Here is a 23866-nt window from a genome sequence, read left to right as displayed (position 1 = left end):
GTCGCTGACCAGCCGGACCGGGAGGATCGACACCGGGATCGGCGCCGATCGTCGAGCTTCACGACCGCCGTTCCCAGGACTTCGTCCTCGGTCGGTCGAGGACGCCGACGGCAGCCCGCACCAGCCGGACCGGCGCTGCGGCGGCCCGGTGACCGAGTCGCGGCAAGAGCTGCCACCGGTCCGGGTTCCCGAGCGCTCGGCGGACTGCGTCGACTCGCAACGCGCGACCGGGTGAGGGCGTTGCCGGAACGGCCGGACGCCGAGAGCCGCGAGTCGGGCACGTCGCTGTTCGGTCCAGTCGGGCGTTCCGGGTGTTCCTCGGTGTCCTGAAGAGCCGAGAACGGCCCACCGACCGGGGGGACGCGGTCGGTGGGCCGTCGGGACAGCCGACCCCTGGGGGTGTGGGTCAGCCGGGTAGCAGGGCGAACGGGTTGTCGCGCAGGGCCGTGCACACGGCACGCAGGCCCGCGGCCAGCTGTCCGATCTCCTCGTCGGTGATGAACACCGAAGGTTCGAACCGCAGGGTGTGCGAGGCGCTGGCGGTGGGGAAGACGCGGACGCGGTGGGCGTTGAGCAGGTAGCCCGCCAGCACGTAGCCGAGCAGGCCCTGACCGGCCAGCTCGCCCACCGGGCCCGCGGCACCGGACTGGTCGTGGAACTCCAGGCCCAGCATCAGGCCGCGACCGCGGACGTCGGCGACGACGGTGGGGAAGTCGGCCTGCACCGCGCGCAACGCCGACTCCAGCGCCGCGCCGCGTTCCGCCGCACGTCCGCAGGCGTCGAGCTGCTCGACCAGTTCGACCACCCGTGAACCGATGAGGCAGGAGAACGCGTCCTTGGCGAACGTCGAGCTGTGCAGGAGCTCGAAGTCCGGCACGTACGCCGACTGCCGCATCAGCGTCACCGCCGACTTGGCGATGCCGCCGCCCAGCGCCTTGGCCAGCAGCACGTAGTCGCCGAGCAGCCCGATGTGCGACGAGGCGAAGAAGGCGCCCGTGCGGCCGACACCGGTCTGGATCTCGTCCACCACGACGGGGAAGCCACCGGCGTCGGCCGCGGCGCGGATGTCGGCCGCGACCCCGGTGTCCAGGACGTGGATGCCGCCCTCGCCCTGGATCGGCTCGACGAAGAACGCGGCGATCACGGGCAGGTCGCGTTCGACCAGTCCGCCGTCCTGGACGTCGAGCAGCGTGACGCGGCACGCCTCGACCTCCTTGGCGACCTCGCCCCCGGACACGAACCTCGCCTGCACGGCCAGCGTCCGGAACGGCAGCCGGTAGCCCGCGTTGTGGGTGAGCTGGACGCTGCTCGCCAGCTTGCCGTGGAAGGACCCCTCCAGGGTCAGGAACACCGGGGGCGCGTCGTACCGGTCCTCGTTGTGCTCGCGCACCCGCTCGGCCAGCTCGGCGGGCGCGTCGGCCAGGTGCGCCTCGATCTCCTCCCGCAGCGCCGCCACCCGCGCACCGCGGGCCATCTCGGCGTGCTTGAGGGCGACCTCGACGGCTTCCGCGCCGGTGCTGGCGAAGATCGCCGAGTAGGGCTCATCGGTGTCGAACTCCCGCCACAGCACGCGGTTGAGCGCCAGGGCCAGGTCGTTGGCGTAGGGGTGGTAGGAGAACTGGGCGTGCACCGGGACCTGCCGTCGCAGCACCTCCTGGGCGTGCTTCACGATCTCCGGGTGGTTGTGGCCCAGCACCAGCGAACCGTAGCCGCCGACGAAGTCCACCACCGGCACCTCGTCACCGGACGGCCGGCGCCACCACAGCGTGTCCGCTTCGCCGCGCACGTACTCGGCGTCCAGCCCCAGCTGGGACAACAGGCCGCCCAAGTGCGCCTCGGCCAGTCGCGGCTCCATGTCAGTTGTCGCCGAACGGGTTGTCGATGGCGTAGCGCCACTTGCCGTCCGGGCCCTTGCGCAGCACGTCGAGGCCCGTCCCGGACAGCGGCTCCTCGCCCTCGATGTCGAACGACCAGTCGACCACCAGCAGCGCGGTGTCCCCGGTCACGTACGACTCCTTGAGCTCGGCGCGCATCACCGGCCGCTTGGCCATGAGCTCCTTCACGGCCTGCGCGTGCTCGGCGCCGCTGACGGCCTGCTCCTGGTCCCACACCGACGCCGCGTCCTCGGTGTAGAGCGACAGGACGGCGTCGGCGTCGCCCGCGTTCATCGCGCTGACGTACAACGCGGTCATCTTCGTGGCGTCCTCGGGCAGCGGGAATTTCGTGGTCATGGGGACCAGTCCTTTCCTGGGCTCAGTCGGTTCCGGGGTAGCTCGGAATGGCGTGACCGACGTTAACCAGGACTCGGTCACGGGTCGGTAATTCGCTGACCGGAGAACGCCCGCCTACCGCTTCATGACTGCGCGGGCGGAATTACTCGGTAGAACCGGAGATCGGAAAACCATCCCGCTCGCGAAGGGCTTGTCGATGACGAACCTGGACGACACGGTCGCGGTGGTCGGTGTGTCCTGCCGGCTGCCCGGCGCGACCGACCCGGCCGCGTTCTGGCGGCTGCTGCGCGACGGCCGGGACGCGGTGACGGAGGTGCCCGCGGACCGATGGGAGACCTTGTCGCCGGAGACCAAGGCGGCGCGGGGCGCGCGGTACGGCGCGTTCCTGGACGCGGTCGGCGACTTCGACGCCGGGTTCTTCGGCATCTCCCCGCGCGAGGCCGCCGCCACCGACCCGCAGCAGCGGCTGGTGCTGGAGCTGGCGTGGGAGGCGTTGGAGGACGCCGGGATCGTGCCGGGCTCGTTGGCGGGCACGGCGGCGTCGGTGTTCGTCGGCTCGCTGCGCGACGACTACGCCGGGCTGGTGCTCGGGCGCGGCGCCATCACCCAGCACACCAACACCGGCACGCACCGCGGCATCATCGCCAACCGGGTGTCCTACGCGCTGGACCTGCGCGGGCCCAGCGTCGTGGTGGACACCGCGCAATCGTCGTCGCTGGTCGCGGTGCACCTCGCGGCGGAGAGCGTGCGCAACGGCGAGTCGCCGCTGGCGCTGGCGGCGGGCGTGAACCTGAACATCCTCGCCGAGGGCGCGCTGGGCGCGGACAAGTTCGGCGGTCTGTCGCCGGACGGCCGGTGCTTCACCTTCGACGCGCGGGCCAACGGGTACGTGCGCGGCGAGGGCGCGGCGGTGCTGGTGCTCAAGCCGTTGCGCGCCGCCCTGGCCGACGGTGACGACGTGTACGCGGTGATCCGGGGCAGCGCGGTCAACAACGACGGCGCGACGCCGGGCCTGACCGTGCCGCGGCCCGCGGCGCAGGCGGCGGTGGTGCGGGCGGCGCAGCGGCGGGCGGGGGTGGACGCCGGCGCGGTGCAGTACGTGGAGCTGCACGGCACCGGCACGCCGGTCGGCGACCCGATCGAGGCGGCGGGGTTGGGCGAGGCGTTCGCCGGCCGGGCCGAGCCGCTGCCGGTGGGGTCGGTGAAGACGAACATCGGGCACCTGGAGGGGGCGGCGGGCATCGTCGGCCTGCTGAAGTCGGTGCTGGCCATCCGGCACCGCGAACTGCCCGCGAGCCTGAACTTCGACACGCCCAACCCCGAGGCGCGGCTGGAGGAGCGCAACCTGGCCGTCCACACCGGCCACGGGGACTGGCCCCACCCCGACCGGCCGCTGGTGGCCGGCGTGAGCTCGTTCGGCATGGGCGGCACGAACTGCCACGTGGTCGTCGCCGAACCGCCTGCCCCGCAGGCCGCGCCTGACGTCACCGGGACGTCCTCGCCCGCGGTCGTCCCGGTGTCCGGCCGCACGCCCGAGGCGCTGCGCGCGCACGCCGCCCTCCTCAAGGAGACCGAGGGCGAGCCGCGTGACCTCGGCTGGTCCCTCGCCACCACGCGCACGACGTTCGAGCACCGGGCGGTGGTGGTCGCGTCCGACCGCGTCTCCCTCGACGCCGGCCTGGACGCCGTCGCGGCGGGCGTGCCCGCGCCGAACGTCGTCAGCGGCCCCGTCGCGGACGGCACGCTCGGCGTCGTCTTCACCGGCCAGGGCGCGCAGCGCCCCGACATGGGCACCCGGCTTCACCACGAGTTCCCGGTGTACGCGGAGGCGTTCGACGAGGTCTGCGCGCACCTCGACCCGGGTCTGCGCGACGTCATCACCTCGGGCGAGGGCCTGGACGACACCGCCTGGACCCAGCCCGCCCTGTTCGCCGTCGAGGTGGCCGCCTACCGGCTCGCCGAGTCCTGGGGCCTCGTGCCGGGGGTCGTGCTGGGCCACTCCATCGGCGAGATCGCCGCCGCGCACGTCGCCGGCGTGCTGTCCCTGCCCGACGCCTGCGCCCTGGTGAGCGCGCGCGGCAGGTTGATGGGCGCGCTGCCCGCCGGTGGCGCGATGGTCGCGGTCGAGGCGGCCGAGGAGGAACTGGACCTGCCGGACGGCGTGGCGCTCGCCGCGGTCAACGGTCCGCGTGCGGTCGTGCTGTCGGGACGCGAGGACGCCGTCCTGGCCTACGCGAGGAGTTCGGGCCACCGCACGAAGCAGCTCACCGTGAGCCACGCGTTCCACTCGCCGCTGATGGACCCGATGCTCGACGAGTTCCGGGACGTCGTGCGCGGTCTCACGTTCCACCAGCCGGTCATCCCGGTGGTGTCGACCGTGCGCCCCGACGCCGACCTCACCGACCCCGAGCACTGGGTTCGCCAGGTCCGCGAACCCGTCCGGTTCCTCCAGGCCGTGCGGGCGCTGGAAGTCGCCACGCTGGTCGAGGCGGGGCCGGACGGCGTGTGCTCGGCGATGGCGGCCGACGCGGGCGTGCGCGCGTTCCCGATGATGCGCAGGGGCCACGACGAGGTGACCACGGCGCTGGCCGCGTTCGCCGCCGCCCACACGCGCGGCGTGCCCGTCGACTGGTCCGCCCTGCCCGCCGGGCGGCGCGTGAAGCTGCCCACCTACCCGTTCCAGCGCGAACGGCACTGGCTGGCCGAGGAGGCGAAGCCGGTCCGGGTCGAGCGGTCGGCGGACGTCGCGGACCTGGTGCTGCGCCACGTCGCCGCCGTGCTCGGCGCGGACCCCGGCAAGGTCGACCCGCGCCGCCCGTTCCGCGACCTGGGGTTCGACTCGCTGATGGGCGTGGAGCTGCGGGAGGGCCTGGCCGTCGCGACCGGCCGCGCGCTGCCCACCGGCCTGCTGTTCGAGCACCCCACGCCGCAAGCCGTGATCGCGTACCTCCGAGAGGACGACGACGTCACCGAGGAGGTGTTCGAGCAGCGGCAGCAGCACGACGAGCCGATCGCGATCGTCGGCATGGCGTGCCGCTTCCCGGGCGGCGTGGAGTCGCCGGAGGACCTGTGGCGGCTGGTCGCCGAGGGCCGGGACGCGATCGGCCCGTTCCCGACCGACCGCGGCTGGTCGGGCGACCTCTACCACCCCGACCCGGACCGCTCCGGCACCAGCTACGTGCGGGAGGGCGGCTTCCTGGCCGGCGCGGGCGAGTTCGACCCGGCGTTCTTCGGCATCTCGCCGCGCGAGGCGCTGGCCATGGACCCGCAGCAGCGGTTGCTGCTCCAGACGGCGTGGGAGGCCGTCGAACGGGCGGGCGTCGACCCGGAGTCGTTGCGCGGCAGCCGGACCGGCGTGTTCGTCGGCGGCACGGCGGCCGACTACGGGCCGCGCATGCACGAGGCGTCCGACCAGGCCGAGGGCCACGTGCTGACCGGCGCGACGCCGAGCGTGATGTCGGGCCGCATCGCCTACCAGCTCGGGCTGATCGGACCCGCGCTCACCGTGGACACGGCGTGCTCGTCGTCCCTGGTGGCCCTGCACCTGGCGGTGCGGTCGCTGCGCAGCGGCGAGTCCGGCGCGGCCATCGCGGGCGGTGTCACGGTCATGGCCACGCCCGGCATGTTCCTGGAGTTCTCCCGCCAGCACGGCCTCGCCGCCGACGCGCGCTGCAAGTCCTTCTCCGCCGACGCGGACGGCACGGCGTGGGCCGAGGGCGTCGGCATGGTCATGCTGGAACGGCTGTCCGACGCCCGCCGCCACGGTCGCCGGGTGCTGGCGGTCATCCGGGGCAGCGCGATCAACTCCGACGGCGCGTCCAACGGTCTCACCGCCCCCAACGGCCGCTCGCAGCAGCGCGTGATCCGGCAGGCGCTGGCCGACGCCGGGCTCGCCGCCGAGGACGTCGACCTGGTGGAGGCCCACGGCACCGGCACGTCGTTGGGCGACCCGATCGAGGCCGAGGCCATCCTCGCCACCTACGGCCGAGACCGCGACGAGCCGCTGCGGCTGGGATCGCTCAAGTCCAACATCGGCCACGCGCAGGCGGCGGCCGGCGTCGGCGGCGTGATCAAGCTGGTGCAGGCGATGCGGCACGGCGTCATGCCGCGCACCCTGCACGTCGGCGAGCCCACGCCGAAAGTCGACTGGACGGCGGGCAAGGTCGAGCTGCTGGCCGACGCGCGCGAGTGGCCCGAGCCCCGCCGGGCCGGCATCTCGTCGTTCGGCATCAGCGGCACCAACGCGCACCTGGTGCTGGAACAGGGCGACGTCCACGAGCCGACGCGTGCCGAGGTGACCGCGCCCGTGCCGTGGGTGTTCAGCGGCCGGGACGCCGAAGCCGCCGTCGCCGGCCCGGACCGGGTCCGTGGTCGGACCGACGTCGCCGAAGTGGCCCGCGCGCTGGCCGGCCGCACGCGCTTCGACCACCGGGCCGTGCTGGTCGGCGTCACGCCCGAGGACTTCGCCACCGCCGCGCCGCTCACCGGTCGCGCGGTCCCGGACGGCCGCACGGCGGTGCTGTTCACCGGCCAGGGCGCGCAACGCGCGGGCATGGGACGCGAGCTGCACGAGACGTTCCCGGTGTTCGCCCGCGCCCTGGACGAGGTCGTGGACGCCTTCGCGCCGCACCTGGACGTGCCGCTGAAGGACCTGATGTTCGGCGACCGCCCGGAGCTGCACGAGACCCGCTGCACCCAGCCGGCCCTGTTCGCCTTCGAGACCGCCTTGTTCCGGCTGGCCGAGCACCACGGCCTCACCCCCGACCTGGTGGCCGGGCACTCCGTCGGCGAGCTGGTCGCCGCCCACGTCGCGGGTGTGCTCACGCTCGACGACGCGGCCAGGCTGGTGGCCGCACGCGGCCGGCTCATGCAGGCGGCCCGGCGCGGCGGCGTGATGGTCTCCGTGCAGGCCGCCGAGGCCGACCTCGGGGAGTTGCCGGAGGGTGTGGCGCTCGCGGCCGTCAACAGCCCGACCTCGCTGGTGCTCGCGGGCGACGAGGCGGCTGTCACGGCGTTCGCGAACCGGTTCCCGCGGGCTCGCGGGCTGAAGGTCAGCCACGCGTTCCACTCCTCGCACATGGACGACGTGCTGGACGAGTTCCGCGCGGTCGCCGCGACGGTCGCCCACCACGAGGCGCGCATCCCGGTCATCTCCAGCGTGACCGGCGCGCCACTGGTCCCCGACGCCGACCACTGGACGCGCCAGATCCGCGGCACGGTCCGCTTCCTGGACGCCGTGCGCGGCCTGGAGGAGCGCGGCGCGACGGTGTTCGTGGAGGTCGGTCCGGACGCGGTGCTGGCGCCGCTCGCGCAGGCCGCCGGCGTCACAGCGGTGTCGCTGGGGCGCGCGAACAGGCCCGAGGCGGCGACGGCGGTGTGGGGAATGGCCCACGCGCACGCCCACGGCGCGCCGCTGGACGTGGCCTCGTTCGTGCCCGGCGTGGACCGCGCGGACGACGTGCCGACCTACCCGTTCCGCCGCGACCACTACTGGCTGACGGCCCAGCCCCGCGCCGCCGGCCTGGTCACCACGGCGGTCGAGCTGGCCGAACGGGAGGAGGTCGTGCTCACCGGCGAGGTGTCGCTGACGGCCCAGCCGTGGCTGGCCGGTCACGTCGTCAACGGCTCGGTGCTGGTGCCCGGCACGGCGTTCCTGGAGCTGGCGCTGGCGGCGGGGGAGCGGGTCGGCCTGCCGCGCGTCGAGGACCTGACCTTGGAGGCGCCGCTGGTGGTGCCGGCGACGGGGTCGGTGCCGGTGCAGGTCACCGTGCGGGAGGGCCGGTTCACCGTGCACTCGCGCCAGGACTCCTGGCAGCGGCACGCCTCCGGCACGCTCACCGACGCCGCCACCGCGCCTGAGCCGTTCCCGTGGCCCCCCGAGGTCGACGAAGAGCCGATCGGCGATGCCTACGACCGCCTGGCGGCTCTCGGGTACGACTACGGCGACCCGTTCCGCGGCTTGCGCGCGATGTGGCGCGACGGCGACACGACCTACGCCGAGGTCGCGATCACCGCGCCGGCCAGGGGTTTCGCGGTCCACCCGGCGCTGCTGGACGCCGTGCTGCACCCACTCGTGCTCGAACCGGCCGGGGAAGGACGCATCAGGCTGCCGTTCGCGTGGAGCGGGGTGGAGCTGAACGCGGCCGGCGCGACCCGGCTGCGGGTCCGCATCACCCCCGCCGGCGGCGACACGTTCGCCGTCGACGTGGCCGACACGGCGGGCGTGCCGTTGGGGCGCATCGACGGCATCACGTTGCGCGCCGTCGCCAAGGACGCCCTCGCGGGCAGTTCCACGTTCGCCGTGGCCTGGACCGAGGTCACCGGGGACGAGCCGGTGGGCGACCTGGTGGTCGTGCCACCGGCGGGGACCGACGACCCGCGAGTGGCCGTGCGCCGGGCGTTGGGGCTGGTGAAGGACTGGCTCGCGGAGGAGCACGACCCCGGCGACCGGTTGGTGTTCCACACCCGGCGGGCGGTCGCGGCCGAGCCCGGCGAGCCGGTGGACGACCTCGCCAACGCCGCCGTGTGGGGTCTGGCGCGGGTCGTGCAGTCCGAGCACCCGGACCGCGTGGTCGTGGTGGACGCCGAGGACGCCGACGAGGTGCCCGCCGCCGTGGCGACCGGTGAGCCGCAGGTCGCCGTGCGGGACGGCCGGTTCCTCGTGCCGCGCCTGACCCGGACCGGGCTGGGCGAGCCCGTGCGGCTGCACGGCACGGTGCTCGTCACCGGCGGCACGGGCGGGCTCGGCGCGCTCATCGCCCGGCACCTGCACGACCGGCACGGCGTGCGCGACCTGCTGCTGATCAGCCGGCGCGGCTTGGACGCCCCCGGCGCGCGGGACCTGGCCGAGGAGCTGGGCGCGCGGGTCGCCGCGGTGGACGTGGCCGACCGTGAGGCGTTGGCCGAGCTGCTGGCCGGTGAGCGGATCACCGCCGTCGTCCACGCCGCCGGTGTCCTGGACGACGCGACCACGACGGCGTTGACCGACGAGCAGGTGGACCGGGTCCTGGCGCCCAAGGCGCTCGCGGCCCGCCACCTGCACGAACTGGCCGGCGACGTCGAGGCGTTCGTGCTGTTCTCCTCGATCTCCGGCGTGCTCGGCACGGCGGGCCAGGGCAACTACGCCGCCGCCAACACCTACCTGGACGCCCTGGCCGCGCACCGCCGCGCGCAGGGCCTGCCCGCGGTGTCGCTGGCCTGGGGCCTGTGGGACGCGGGCATGGGCGAGGCGCTGGGCGAGGCCGACCTGGCCCGCTGGGCACGCGCCGGTGTCACGCCGCTGGACCCGAAGCACGGCCTGGCGCTGTTCGACCGCGCGCTCGCGGGCGACGCGGGCCTGCTCGTCCCCGCCGCGCTGGAGCCGTCCCGGGTGGACGGCGACGTGCCACCGCCGTTGCGCGGTCTGGTGAAGCGGCGGGCCGCCAAGACCGTGTCGACCACGGTGACCGAGGCGAACGCGCTGGACCTGGTGCGCTCCCTGGCCGCCGCCGCGCTCGGCCACGCCGACGGCAACCCGATCGACCCGGAGAAGGCGTTCCGGGACCAGGGCTTCGACTCGCTGGCGGGCGTCGACCTGCGCAACCGGCTCATCGCGGCCACCGGGCGCAAGCTGCCCACGACGCTGGTCTTCGACCACCCCACGCCGGCCGCGCTGGCCGCGTTCCTCGTGGCGGGCAACCGGAAGACCGGGCAGAAGGTCCCGACCCGCGCGGACGAGCCGATCGCGATCGTCGGCATGGCGTGCCGCTTCCCGGGCGGGGTGCGGTCGCCGGAGGACCTGTGGCGGCTGGTCGCCGAGGGCCGTGACGCGATCTCGGGCTTCCCGACCAACCGGGGCTGGGACGTCGACGCGCTGTACGACCCGGACCCGGAGAAGCTGGGCGCCACCTACACCCGGCACGGCGGGTTCCTGCACGACGCGGACCTGTTCGACGCGGCCTTCTTCGGCATGGCGCCGCGGGAGGCCCTGGCGACCGACCCCCAGCAGCGGTTGCTGCTGGAGACGGCCTGGGAGGCGTTCGAGGACGCGGGCATCGACCCGGCGACCCTGCGCGGCAGCCGGTCCGGCGTGTTCACCGGCGTGATGTACGACGACTACGCCTCACGCCTGCCCGAGACGCCCGCCGAGGTCGAGGGCTTCCTGCTGGCGGGCAACACCTCCAGCGTGATCTCCGGGCGGCTCGCCTACACCTACGGCCTGGAGGGCCCGGCGATCACGGTCGACACGGCGTGCTCGTCGTCGCTGGTGGCGCTGCACCTGGCGGCGCAGGCGCTGCGCCACGGCGAGTGCGACCTGGCCCTGGCGGGCGGCGTCACGGTGATGGCCGGGCCGAGCACGTTCGTCGAGTTCTCCCGCCAGCGCGGGCTGTCGGCCGACGGCCGCTGCAAGTCGTTCTCCGCCGACGCGGACGGCACCGGCTGGTCCGAGGGCGTCGGCCTGCTGGTGGTCGAACGGCTCTCCGACGCGCGCAAGCGCGGCCACCGCGTGCTGGCGGTCGTGCGCGGCTCGGCGGTGAACTCCGACGGCGCGTCCAACGGCCTCACCGCGCCCAACGGCCCGGCTCAGGAACGGGTGATCCAGGCCGCGCTCTCGGCCGCCCGGCTGTCGGCGGCGGACGTCGACCTGGTCGAGGCGCACGGCACCGGGACGAAGCTGGGCGACCCGATCGAAGCGCAGGCGCTGCTGGCCACCTACGGCCAGGACCGCGAGGAGCCGCTGTGGCTGGGGTCGCTGAAGTCGAACATCGGCCACGCGCAGGCGGCGGCCGGCGTCGGCGGGATCATCAAGGTCGTGCAGGCGATGCGGCACGGCGTGATGCCGCGCACCCTGCACGTCGGCGAGCCGTCGCCGCACGTCGACTGGTCCTCCGGCGCGGTGGAGCTGCTGACCGAGCCCCGCGAGTGGCGTGCGGGGCGCCCGCGCCGGGCCGCGGTGTCGTCGTTCGGCATCAGCGGCACCAACGCGCACGTCGTGCTCGAACAGGGTCCGGAGCCCGCGCCGGCGGACCGGGTCACGCCCGAGGCGGTGCCGTGGGTGTTGTCGGCCCGGGACGACGAGGCGTTGCGCGCCCAGGCCGCGGCCCTGCACGCCCACCTGGCCGAGCACCCCGAGCTGAACCCGGCCGACGTCGGCCTCACCCTGTCCCGCCGAGCGCTGCTCGACCGCCGCGCGGTGGTCTTCGGCCCTGACGCGCTGCTCGGCGACCTCGCGATCGGCGACGGCGAGGGGCGCGGCCGGACCGCGTTCCTGTTCACCGGTCAGGGCAGTCAGCGGGTCGGCATGGGACGGGAGCTGTACGAGACCTCGCCGGTGTTCCGGCAGGCGTTGGACGACGCCTGCGAGCACCTGGACCCGGTGCTGGACCGCCCGCTCAAGTCGGTGCTGTTCGCCGAGCCCGACTCGGCCGACTCGGCGCTGCTCGGGCAGACCGCGTTCACCCAGGCCGCGCTGTTCGCGGTCGAGGTCGCGCTGTACCGGTTCGTCGAGCACCACGGCGTGCGCCCGGACTACCTGTTCGGCCACTCGGTCGGCGAGGTGGCCGCCGCGCACGTCGCCGGCGTCCTGGACCTCGCCGACGCCTGCGCGCTGGTCGCCGCGCGCGGCCGGGCCATGCAGTCCGCGCGCGACGACGGGGCGATGGCCGCGATCGAGGCGACCGAGGACGAGGTGCGCGCGTCACTGCACGGCGTCCTGGCGGTGGCCGCGCTGAACGCGCCCCGCTCGACCGTCGTGTCCGGTGACGAGGCGGCGGTGGCCCGGGCGGTCGCGGAGTGGTCGGCCAAGGGGCGCCGCACCCGCAGGCTGCCGGTGAGCCACGCGTTCCACTCGCCGCACATGGACGACGTGCTGGACGCGTTCCGCGCCGACTTGGCCGACGTGGTGTTCCGCGAGCCGTCGATCACCGTGGTCTCCGACATCACCGGCGAGGTCGCGACCGTCGAGCAGTTGCGGTCGCCGGAGTACTGGGTGCGCCACATCCGGGAGGCGGTGCGCTTCCTGGACGGCGTGCGCACCCTGGAACGGCTCGGCGTCACGGAGTTCGTGGAGCTCGGGCCGGACGGGGTGCTGACCGCGTTGACCCGGCAGTGCCTGGAGCGCGAGCCGGGCTCGGCGGTGACGGTGCTGCGGGCCGGCCGGCCCGAGCCGGCACACGCGTTGTCGGCGCTGGGCGTCCTGCACACCCGCGGCATCCCGGTGACGTGGGACTTCGGCGACGCCCGGCCGGTGCCCCTGCCGACGTACCGGTTCCAGGGCCGCCGGTTCTGGCTCGAGGCCTCACGCACGACCCGGTCGGCGGGCGCGCTGGGACTGTCCGACCCCGGGCACCCGCTGCTCGGCGCGGCGGTCGAGCTCAGCGGTGGCGACGCGGTGGTGCTCACCGGCCGCGTTTCGGGCAGCGGTTGGCTCGCCGACCACCGGGTGCGGGACGACGTGCTGCTGCCGGGGGCCGCGTTCGCCGAACTGGCGCTCGCCGCCGGCGCGTACACGGGCCACCCCCACCTGGCCGAGCTGACGTTGTCGACGCCGCTGGTGCTCGGCAGCGCTCAGCTCCAGGTCGCGGTCGGCGCGCCTGAATCCGGTCGTCGTCCGGTCACGATCCACTCGCGGCCGGATGCCGACTCGCCGTGGGAGCAGCACGCCACCGGCGTGGTGACCGAGGAGTCGCCCGCGGCCGGCGCTTTCTCCTGGCCGGCCGACGCCTCGCCGATCGACCTCACGGGCGTCTACGAGCGGCTGGCCGTGCACGGCTACGGGTACGGGCCGGCGTTCCGGGGGCTGAAGGCGTTGTGGCGCGACGGTGACGACCTGCTCGCCGAACTGGTCCCGCAGGAGGGCGGCGGTTTCCTGGTGCACCCGGCGGTGCTCGACGCCGCCCTGCACGCCCTGCTGCCCGGAGTGGCGGACGACGACGCGCCCGCGGTGCTGCCCTTCGCGTGGAGCGGAGTGACGGCGCACTCCACCGCGCCCGCCGTCCGCGCGCGGTTGAGCCGACGCGGTTCGTCGGTGTCGCTGGTGTTGGCCGACGCGGCGGGACGGCCGGTGCTGACCGTCGACGAGTTGGCGCTGCGGCCGTTGGGCGGCCGGGTGCCCCGCGACGGGCTGCACGCGCTGACCTGGCGGTCGGCGACCGTGCCCGACGACCTGCCGCCACACGGCCTGACCGTGCACCGGGTGCCGGAGCTGGCCGCGCGTGAAGCGGTCCAGCACACGCTCGACGTGCTGCGCCGGGCCGACCGGCCGCTCGCGGTCGTGGTGCGGGACGGGCTGGAGCACGCGGCCGTGCGCGGCCTGGTGCGCAGTGCGCAGGCCGAGCAGCCCGGCCGGTTCGTGCTGGTCACCGCGGAGGACGACGCTTTGCTGGACGTCGCCTTGCGGCTGGGCGAACCCGAGGTCGCGGTGCGCGGCGGTGAGGTGCTGGTGCCCCGGCTGGCCCGCACCCCGTCGGCCGACCGCCCGGTGGACTGGGGCGGCGGACCGGTGCTGATCACCGGTGCGACCGGCGCGTTGGGCGCGGTCCTGGCCCGGCACCTGGTCACGGCGCACGGCGTGGCGGAACTCGTGCTGCTGAGCCGGCGTGGACCGGACGCGCCGGGCGCGGACCGGCTGGTCGCCGAGCTGGACGCGAAGGTGCACCTGGTGGCGTGCGACGCGGCCGACCGTGACGCGCTGGCCGCTGTGGTGGAGCGGTACCGGCCGACGGCCGTCGTGCACACGGCGGGCGTGGTGGACGACGGCACGCTCGCCGGGCTCACCGCCGAGCAGGTGGACCGGGTGCTGCGCCCCAAGGTCGACGCCGCCTGGCACCTGCACGAGCTGGCCGGTGACGTGTCGGCGTTCGTGCTCTACTCGTCGGTCGCCGGGCTGCTGGGCACCGCCGGTCAGGCCAATTACGCGGCGGGCAACAGCTACCTGGACGCGCTGGCCGAGCACCGGCACGCGCTGGGCCTGCCCGCGACGTCCCTGGCCTGGGGCCTGTGGGAGACCGAGAGCGAGCTGTCCGGCGGTCTGTCCGAAGTGGACCTCCGGCGGTTGGCTCGGTCCGGTTTGTCGCCGCTGGGCGCGGACGAGGCGATGGAGCTGTTCGACGCCGCCTTGGCGCACGGCGCGCCGGTGCTGGCCGTGACCCGGTTCGACCAAGCGGCGCTGCGGGGTCGGGACGATCTGCCCGCCGTGCTGCGGGACGTGGTCCGGGTCCGCGAGGCCGCCCCGGCTCCGGCCGTTCCCGCCACGGCCGACCTGGACCTGTCGGCGGTCGTGCGGACCCAGGTGGCGGCCGTGCTGGGGCACGACGACCCGGACGCGATCGATCCCCGGCGGGCGTTCACCGAGCTGGGCTTCGACTCGCTGACCGCCGTCGAGCTGCGCAACCGGCTCGGCGCGGCCACCGGGCTGACCCTGCCGACGACGGTGGTGTTCGACCACCCGAGCCCGGACGCGCTGGCCGAGCACCTGCGGTCGCTGACGACCGCGGCAGAGGAATCCCTGGTGGACCGCCTGGAAGCGGCGGTGCGCGCGGGCGAGTTCGACGACACCGCGCTGGACCGGCTGCGCGCCCTGCTCGGCGCGGGCCCCGCACTGGACCCCGACCTCGACTCCGCTGACGACGACGCGTTGTTCGCGCTGGTCGACGAGCTGGACTAGGAGACGACGTGGCTGACGAGAGCAAGCTCCGCGACTACCTCAAGCGGGCCATCGCCGACGCGCGGGACGCCCGCAGGCGGCTGAAGGAGGTCGAGGACCGCGACCAGGAGCCCGTCGCGATCGTCGGCATGGGCTGCCGCTACCCCGGTGGCGTCAGCACGCCCGACGAGCTGTGGCGGCTGGTGGCCGAGGAGCGGGACGCGATCACGCCGTTCCCCGCCAACCGGGGCTGGCCCGCCGACCTGCACGACCCCGACCCGGACCGGGTCGGCCGGTCCACCACCGGCCACGGCGGTTTCCTGCACGACGCCGACCGGTTCGACGCCGGGTTCTTCGGCCTGTCGCCGCGCGAGGCGCTGGCCGTGGACCCGCAGCAGCGGCTGCTGCTGGAGACCACCTGGGAGACGGTGGAGGGCGCGGGCATCGACCCGGAGTCGTTGCGCGGCAGCAAGACCGGCGTGTTCGTCGGCGTGATGTACAACGACTACGGCTCGCGCCCGAACCTGCCGCCCGACGACGTGGAGGGCTACCTGTTCAGCGGCAGCGCGGGCAGCATCGCGTCCGGTCGGCTGGCCTACACGTTCGGGTTGGAGGGCCCGACCGTCACCGTGGACACCGCGTGCTCGTCGTCGCTGGTCGCGGTGCACCTGGCGGCGAACGCGCTGCGCCGGGGCGAGTGCTCGCTGGCGGTGGCCGGCGGCGCCACGGTGATGTCGACGCCGACCGCGTTCATCGAGTTCTCCCGGCTGCGCGGGCTCGCCGCGGACGGCCGCTGCAGGTCGTTCTCCGACCACGCCGACGGAACCGCCTGGGCCGAGGGCGTCGGCGTGCTGCTCCTGGAACGGCTGTCCGACGCGCGCCGCAACGGCCACCAGGTGCTCGCGGTCATCCGGGGCAGCGCGGTGAACTCCGACGGCGCGTCCAACGGTCTGACCGCGCCGAACGGGCCGGCGCAGGAACGCGTGATCCGCGGCGCGCTGTCCGCGGCCGGCCTGTCGCCCTCGGACGTGGACCTGGTGGAGGCGCACGGCACCGGGACGACGTTGGGCGACCCGATCGAGGCGCGGGCGGTGCTCGCCACCTACGGCCGTGACCGCGAGCAGCCGGTGTGGCTGGGGTCGCTGAAGTCGAACATCGGGCACGCCCAGGCGGCGGCCGGCGTGGGCGGGATCATCAAGGTGGCGCAGGCGATGCGGCACGGCGTCATGCCCCGCACGCTGCACGCCGCCGAGCCGTCGAGCCACGTCGACTGGTCGGCGGGCAAGGTCGAGCTGCTGGCCGAGGCGCGGGAGTGGCCGCGCGGGGACCGGCCGCGTCGAGCGGGTGTGTCGTCGTTCGGGTTCGGCGGCACCAACGCGCACGTGGTGATCGAAGAAGCCGACGCGCACGTCCTGCCCGAGAACGGGGCAGCCGAGCGGGAGACGCCTCGGGACGAGGCGCCCGTGCACGACCCGGCGCTGCCGGTGCCGTTCGTGCTGTCCGGCCGCAGCCCGGAAGCGGTGGCGGCGCAGGCGAAGCGCCTCGCCGAGGCCGGCGCGTCCGGTCGGGACGCGGCGTTCACGCTGGCCACCCGCACGCCCATGCCGTACCGGGCGGCGGGCACCGACCTGAACGACTTCCCGGCCGCCGTGCTCCCGCCACGCGGCAAGGTGGCGTTCGCGTTCACCGGGCAGGGCGCGCAGCGGGTCCGCATGGGATCGGAGCTGGCCGAGGCGTACCCGGTGTTCGCGCGCGCGTTCGACGAGATGTGCGAGCACCTGCCCGTCCGCGACGTCATCGAGTCCGGCGCGGACCTGGACCTCACCGGCAACGCGCAGCCCGCCCTGTTCGCGGTCGAGGTGGCGTTGTTCCGGCTGCTGGAGTCGTGGGGTGTGCGCCCGGACTTCCTGGTCGGCCACTCGATCGGCGAGCTGGCCGCCGCGCACGTGGCCGGTGTGCTGTCGTCGGCCGACGCCGCCCGACTCGTCGCCGCGCGCGGCCGGCTCATGCAGGCGTTGCCGCCCGGCGGCGCGATGGTCGCGGTCCGGGCCGCGGAGGACGAGCTGGACCTGCCCGAGGGCGTGGCGGTCGCCGCCGTCAACGGGCCGCGCTCGCTGGTCCTGTCCGGCCCGGAGGACGCCGTCCTCCGGGCCGCCGAGGGGTTGCGCGGCAAGCGGCTCGCGGTCAGCCACGCGTTCCACTCGCCGTTGATGGACCCGATGCTGGACGAGTTCCGCGCGGTCGCCCGGACCCTGACCTACCACCGGCCGCGCATCCCCGTGGTGTCGACCGTGGCCGAAGGCTCCGACTGGACCGATCCCGAGTACTGGGTGCGGCAGGTCCGCGCCACGGTCCGCTTCCACGACGCCCTCGTCGTCCTGCGCAACCGCGACATGCGCACGGTGGTGGAGATCGGCCCGGACGCCGTCTTGAGCGGGCTCACCGCCGCCGCGTTCGACGACGTCGAGGCCGTGCCGCTGCTGCGGGCCGGCCGGCCCGAACCGCTCACGGTCGCGGACGCGCTGGCCAGGCTGCACCTGCGCGGCGTCGACCCGGACTGGGCGGCCGTCTTCCCCGGCGCGGACAAGGTGCCGCTGCCCACCTACGCGTTCCAGCGCAAGCGCTACTGGCTCACCCCGTCGGCGAGCGGTGACGTGTCCGCGGCCGGCCTCACGTCGTCCGGGCACCCGCTGCTCGGTGCGTCGGTCGAACTGCCGGACGGCTCCAGCGTGCTCACCGGCAAGCTCTCCCTGGCCACCCACCCGTGGCTGGGCGAGCACCGCGTGCACGGCACGGCCGTCCTGCCCGGCACGGCGCTGGTCGAGCTGGCGGGCGATGTCGCCGAGCTGACCGTCACCGCACCGCTGGTCATCCCCGACACCGGCGCGGTGACCGTCCAGGTGGTCCGCTCCGCCACCACCGTGGAGGTCCACTCCCGCCGGGACGACGGGCCGTGGACCCGGCACGCCACCGGCACCCCCGACCCGGCCGACCACCCCGCGGACCACCTCGCCGAGTGGCCGCCCGCCGCACCCGAGGTCGTGGTGTCCTACGACGGCCTGGACCGGCACGGGTACGGCTACGGGCCGACGTTCCAGGGCCTGCGCAAGGTGTGGCGGGCCGACGACGAGATCTTCGCCGAGGTCACCGCGGACGTGCCGCCCACCGGCTTCACCGTGCACCCGGCGCTGTTCGACGCGGCCCTGCACCCGTTGCTGCCCGGCCTGGTCGAGGACGGCCCGGCGCGGCTGCCGTTCTCGTGGTCCGGCGTTCGGTTCCACGGCGCCGCGGGCACCTCGCTGCGCGTCCGGATCACCCCGAACGGCCCGGACTCGGTGGCCCTGCTGGTCACCGACAGCACGGGCACGCCGGTCGTCTCCGTCGCCGACCTCGTCCTGCGCCCGCTCACCGGCCCGGTCACCGGCGCGGACCTGCTGTTCACCCCGACCCCGCGGACCACCCCGGCCCGCGTCGACCGGGTGCTCACCGTCGAGACCCCGCCCGGCCCGGTGCCGGAGCAGGTCCGCCGCGTCACGCACCAGGTGCTCGGCGAGCTCCGCGACTGGGCGGCCGGACCGGCCGGCGTCCTGGGCGTCGACACCACCGACGACCTCGCGCACGCGGCCGTCGCCGGGCTCGTCCGCAGCGCGGCGGCCGAACACCCCGGCCGGTTCGTGCTGCTGCGTGACGGGCAGGCCCTGGAACCGGTCCTCACCCCGGCCCCGCGCGCCGTCGTCGACGGCCCGGACTGGGACGCGGTCCTAGTCACGGGCGCGAGCGGCGCGCTGGGCGGCGCCATCGCCCGACACCTGGTCACCCGGCACGGCGCCCGCAAGCTCGTGCTCCTCAGCCGCAGCGGCAGGGCCCCGGAGGTCGAAGGCGCGGAGGTCGTGTCGGTGGCGTGCGACGCGGCCGACCGCGACGCCCTGGCCGCCGTGCTGGCCGAACACCCGGTCACGGCGGTCGTGCACGCGGCGGGCGTGGTGGCGGACGGCACCCTCGACTCCCTGACCCCCGACCAGGTGGACCGCGTGCTGCGGCCCAAGGTCGACGCCGCCTGGAACCTGCACGAGCTGGCCGGCGACGTCGAGGCCTTCGTGCTGTACTCGTCCATCGCGGGCGTGCTGGGCACCGCGGGCCAGGCCAACTACGCGGCGGGCAACACGTTCCTCGACGCGCTGGCCCGCCACCGGCACGGGCTCGGACTGCCCGCGACATCCCTGGCCTGGGGCCTGTGGGAGTCCGACAGCGCGCTGTCCGGCGGGCTGTCCGAAGTGGACCGCAAGCGGATCCGCCGGCTCGGGCTCAAGCCGATCCCGGTGGACGCGGCGCTGGCGGCGTTCGACGCGGCGCTGACCACCGGCGAACCGGTGCTCGCGGTGACCGGGCTGGACCGCGGCGCGTTGCGCGACGACCCGCACCCGGCGTTGCGGGAGCTGGCGCCGAGGCGCCGCGCCGCGGGCAAGCCGAAGACGGTGCCGGCGGGTACGTCGGGCGCCGGCGACGTGCGGGCGCTCACGGACCTGGTGCGGTCGCACGTGGCGGCCGTCCTCGGGCACTCGGACCCGGCCGGCGTCGACGCGAAGCGGGCGTTCAGCGAGATGGGCTTCGACTCGCTCACCGCGGTCGAGCTGCGCAACCGGCTCGCCGAGGCCGTCGGACGGCGGCTGCCCACGACGCTGGTGTTCGACCATCCGACGCCCGCCGCGCTGGCCGAGCACCTGGCGGGTGCGGTCAAGCCCGCCGCGGAGGCGGCGACGGCGGCCGACGAGCCGATCGCGATCGTCGGCATGGCGTGCCGCTACCCGGGAGGCGTGCGCACGCCCGAAGACCTGTGGGACCTGGTCGCGCGAGGCCGGGACGCCATCGGGGAGTTCCCCGTCAACCGCGGCTGGGACCTCGACCGCCTCTACCACCCGGACCCGCATCACCCCGGCACGACCTACACCCGGCAGGGCGGGTTCCTGCACGACGCCGACCTGTTCGACCCCGAGTTCTTCGGCATGTCGCCGCGCGAGGCGCTGGCGACCGACCCGCAGCAGCGCCTGCTGCTGGAGACCTCCTGGGAGGCCCTGGAACGCGCGGGCGTCGACCCGGACTCGGCGCGCGGCACGAAGACCGGTGTGTTCACCGGCCTGATGTACCACGACTACGGCACCGGCGGGGCGTTGCCGCCCGAACTGGAGGGCTACCTGGTCGGCGGCACGTCCGGCAGCGTCGCTTCCGGCCGCGTCGCGTACGCGCTCGGCCTGGAGGGTCCGGCGATCACCGTCGACACGGCGTGCTCGTCGTCCCTGGTGGCGCTGCACCTGGCGGTGGGCGCGCTGCGCCGCGGCGAGTGCGACCTGGCGCTGGCCGGCGGCGCGACCGTGATGGCCACACCGACCGCGTTCGTGGAGTTCTCGCGGCAGCGCGGCCTGGCGCCGGACGGCCGCTGCAAGCCGTTCGCCGCGTCGGCCGATGGCACCGGCTGGGCCGAGGGCGTCGGTGTGCTGCTGGTGGAGCGCCTGTCCGACGCCCGGCGCAACGGGCACCCGGTGCTGGCCGTGGTGCGCGGGACGGCGATCAACTCCGACGGGGCGTCCAACGGCCTCACCGCCCCGAACGGTCCGGCGCAGCAACGCGTCATCCGCGCCGCGCTCGCCGCCGCGGGCCTCGAGCCGTCCGACGTCGACCTCGTGGAAGCGCACGGCACCGGCACGACGTTGGGCGACCCGATCGAGGCCGAGGCGCTGCTGGCGGTGTACGGCGAGCGCGACCGGCCGCTGGCGCTGGGGTCGTTGAAGTCCAACCTCGGCCACACCCAGGCCGCCGCCGGCGTCGGTGGGATCATCAAGGTGGTCGAGGCGATGCGGCACGGCGTGCTGCCGCGCACGCTGCACGTGGACGAGCCGACACCTCACGTCGACTGGTCGTCCGGTTCGGTGGAGCTGCTGACCGAGGCGCGCGAGTGGGCCGCCGACCGGCCGCGCCGGGCCGCGGTGTCGTCGTTCGGCATCAGCGGCACCAACGCGCACGTCGTGCTCGAACAAGCACCGGCGGAAGCCGAGGTCGACCGGGCCGACGGCTTGGTGCCCTTGGTGGTGTCCGCCCGCACCCCGCAGGCGTTGACCGACCAGCTGGCACGGCTGGCCGAAGTCGACGTGCCGCCGGCCGACCTCGCCCGCACGCTCGGCACGGGCCGTGCGCTGCTGGAGCACCGGGCGGTCGTCGCCGCCGAGTCTCCCGCCGACCTGCGCGACGCCGTGGCGCTGCCCCGCGTGCGCGACGGGCGGACGGCGTTCGTGTTCACCGGGCAGGGCGCGCAGCGGGTCGGCATGGGGTTGGAGCTGGCCCGCGCGTTCCCGGTGTTCGCCCGCGCGTTCGACGAGGTGTGCGAGCACCTGCCGGTGCGCGAGGCGATCTCCTCCGGCGACGGCCTCGACGAGACGGGGACCGCGCAGCCCGCGTTGTTCGCGGTGGAGGTGGCGCTGTTCCGGCTGCTGGAGTCGTGGGGCGTGCGGCCCGACTTCGTCGCCGGGCACTCGATCGGCGAGATCGCCGCCGCGCACGTTTCCGGGGTGCTGTCCCTGGCGGACGCGGCGAAGCTGGTCGCCGCGCGCGGCCGGCTGATGCAGGCGCTGCCGCGCGGCGGCGCGATGGTCGCCGTGCAGGCGGCCGAGGACGAGCTGGAGCTGCCCGGGGGCGTGGCGGTCGCCGCCGTGAACGGGCCCCGCTCGGTGGTGCTGTCCGGGGTCGAGGACGCGGTCCTGGCCTGCGCGAAGGCGTTCAAGCACACCCGGCTCACGGTGAGCCACGCGTTCCACTCGCCGCTGATGGACCCGGTGCTGGAGGACTTCCGGGCGGTGGCGCGGGAGCTGACCTACCGCCGGCCGGAGATCCCCGTCGTGTCGACCGTCGGTGACGACGCCGACTGGACCGACCCGTCGTACTGGGTGCGGCACGTCCGCGAGCCGGTGCGGTTCCACGACGCCGCGCGCACCCTGCTCCACCGGGGCGTGACGACGTTCGTCGAGATCGGGCCGGACGCGATCCTGACCGGCCTGCTCGCGGCCGTGCTGCCCGAGGGGCACACCGCGCTGCCCGCGCTGCGGCGCGACCGGTCCGAGCAGCGCACGGCGGTGGAGCTGTTCGCCCAGCTGCACGCCAGGGGTGTGGCGGTGGACTGGTCGGCGTTCCCCGGCCGGCGGACCGTGCTGCCCACCTACCCGTTCCAGCGGGAGCGGTACTGGCTGTCCGCCAAGCCGCGCACCACGAGCGGGCACCCCGTGCTGGACGAGCCGGTGCACGTGGCGGACCGTGACGAGGTGCTGTTCACCGGCACGCTGACCGAACCCCTGACCGGCGCGGGCGTCGCCGCCCTGGTGTGGCACGCGGCCCGCGAGGTCGGGTTCCCGGTGGTGGACCTCGACATCGCGGCGCTGCCCGGTGTGGGCCGCGTCCAGCTGAAGGTGGGCGAGCGGGAGGGGGACACCCGGCCGGTGAGCGTGCACGCGTGGCAGGACGGGTGGGTCGAGCAGGCCAGGGGGACGCTCACGGCCGGCCCGGCGGTCGACGCCGAGGTGGACCTGACGCTGCTCGCGCGTGACGACCTGGAAGCCGCCGCGTGGCGTGGCCTGCGGGCCACGGCCGCCGGCACGGCCGTGCGCGTGGACGACTCCGTGTTCCGCGACGAGCACGGCAACGAAGTCGCCCGCGTCGACTCGGTCGAGTTCCGGGCCTTGAACGGTGTGCCGCTGTACGAGGTGACCTGGGCGCCGGTCGACCTGCCGGAGGCCGACGGCGCCGAACCGGACGTGATCCGGGTCGAAGCCGGCCCGGACCCGGTGGCCACCGCGCACACCGCGACCCGGCACGTGCTCGCCGCGCTGCGCGAACGTGCGACGGGCACCGGGCGGGCGGTCGTGCTCACCCCCGACCCGGCGGACCCCGGGGTGGCGGCGGTGTGGGGCCTGGTGCGGGCCGCGCAGGTGGAGGCGCCGGATCGGATCGTGCTGGTCGGCGGCACGGGCGACCTCGCCGCCGTCGTGGCGTCCGGCGAGCCGCAGGTCGTCTTCCGCGACGGACGGGCGTTCGCGCCCCGGTTGGCGCGGGTGGCGGCCGAGGCCCGGCCCGTGCCTGAGGACGCGGTCGTGCACCGGCCCGCGCCGCCCGCCCCCAGCACCCTCGCCGCCCTCACCGACGACGTGCTGGCCGACGTCCTGCGGGAGACCGCCGAGAAGGCCTGGCGGCTGCACCGGGAGACGCCCGGCGAGCTGGTCTTCGCAGCCGCCGCGGAGGGCTTCGGCGCGGCCGGTCACGCCCACTACGCGGCCGGTGTGGCCTTCATGGAGGCCCTGGCGCACGAGCGCGCCGCGCAGGGGTTGCCGGGCACGGCGGTCATCGGCGGACCGGACGTGGTCGTCACCGGTCGGCCCGTCGTGGTCGCCGTGCCGGTGTCCGAGCTGCCGCGCACCGCGTTGCTGCGCGACCTGGTCCGCGCGCCGCGGGTGCCGCTGGCGGAACGGGTGGCGTCCGCCGTCGACGGCGAGCGCGGCCGGATCGTGGAGGAGGTCGTCCGTGCCCAGGTCGCGGCCGTCCTCGGGCACGGCGACCCGCGCCGGGTGGACCTGGAGAAGCCGTTCAACGACCTCGGGTTCGACTCGCTGACCGCGGTGGACCTGCGCAACCGGCTCACCGCCGAGACCGGTGTCGCGTTGGAGGCGACCCTGGTGTTCGACCACCCGACGCCCGCCGCGCTCACCGGCGTCCTCCTGGACCGCCTCGCGCCCGACGGGGGCACGCCGGTGCTGGCCGACCTGGACCGGCTGGAGGCGACGCTGGCGGAGGTCGGCCACGAGCAGCGGGAGCAGGTCACCGTGCGGCTGCGGACCATCCTGTCCCGCTGGACCGAGCCGGAGCCGGCCGACGTCCGCACCGACTTCGACTCCACCGCGGAGCTGTTCGACTTCATCGACAACCAGCTCGGCCGCGCCGCCCGCTGATCCACCCACGACATCGAGGAGAACGCAGT

General features: G+C 75.2%; 4 protein-coding genes. 2 read left to right on the top strand and 2 right to left on the bottom strand.

Annotated elements, in window-relative coordinates:
- Positions 1 to 406: 406 nt before the first annotated feature.
- Both IOD16_RS17785 and IOD16_RS17780 read right to left on the bottom strand, forming a co-directional pair.
- Positions 407 to 1855 (bottom strand): aspartate aminotransferase family protein, encoded by a 1449-nt coding sequence (locus tag IOD16_RS17785; protein ID WP_201440928.1) that lies wholly within the window; start codon positions 1853 to 1855, stop codon positions 407 to 409.
- Between the two features lies 1 nt (position 1856).
- Positions 1857 to 2231, bottom strand: a complete 375-nt coding sequence (locus IOD16_RS17780) for a YybH family protein (RefSeq protein ID WP_123741749.1) — start codon at positions 2229 to 2231, stop codon at positions 1857 to 1859.
- A 196-nt stretch (positions 2232 to 2427) separates the two neighbouring features.
- On the opposite strand from IOD16_RS17780, the gene IOD16_RS17775 reads away from it, so the two are divergent.
- Positions 2428 to 14874 carry an SDR family NAD(P)-dependent oxidoreductase gene (locus IOD16_RS17775; protein WP_201440927.1) on the top strand — a complete coding sequence of 4149 codons (12447 nt, stop codon included), beginning with the start codon at positions 2428 to 2430 and terminating at the stop codon, positions 14872 to 14874.
- An 8-nt stretch (positions 14875 to 14882) separates the two neighbouring features.
- Positions 14883 to 23837, top strand: coding sequence for a type I polyketide synthase (locus IOD16_RS40385; protein ID WP_236595067.1), 8955 nt, complete (start codon positions 14883 to 14885; stop codon positions 23835 to 23837).
- Positions 23838 to 23866 lie beyond the last annotated feature (29 nt).

The sequence above is a fragment of the Saccharothrix sp. 6-C genome (assembly GCF_016695385.1).
Lineage (GTDB): Bacteria > Actinomycetota > Actinomycetes > Mycobacteriales > Pseudonocardiaceae > Actinosynnema > Actinosynnema texasense.
This window is presented reverse-complemented; position numbering and strand designations above follow the sequence as displayed.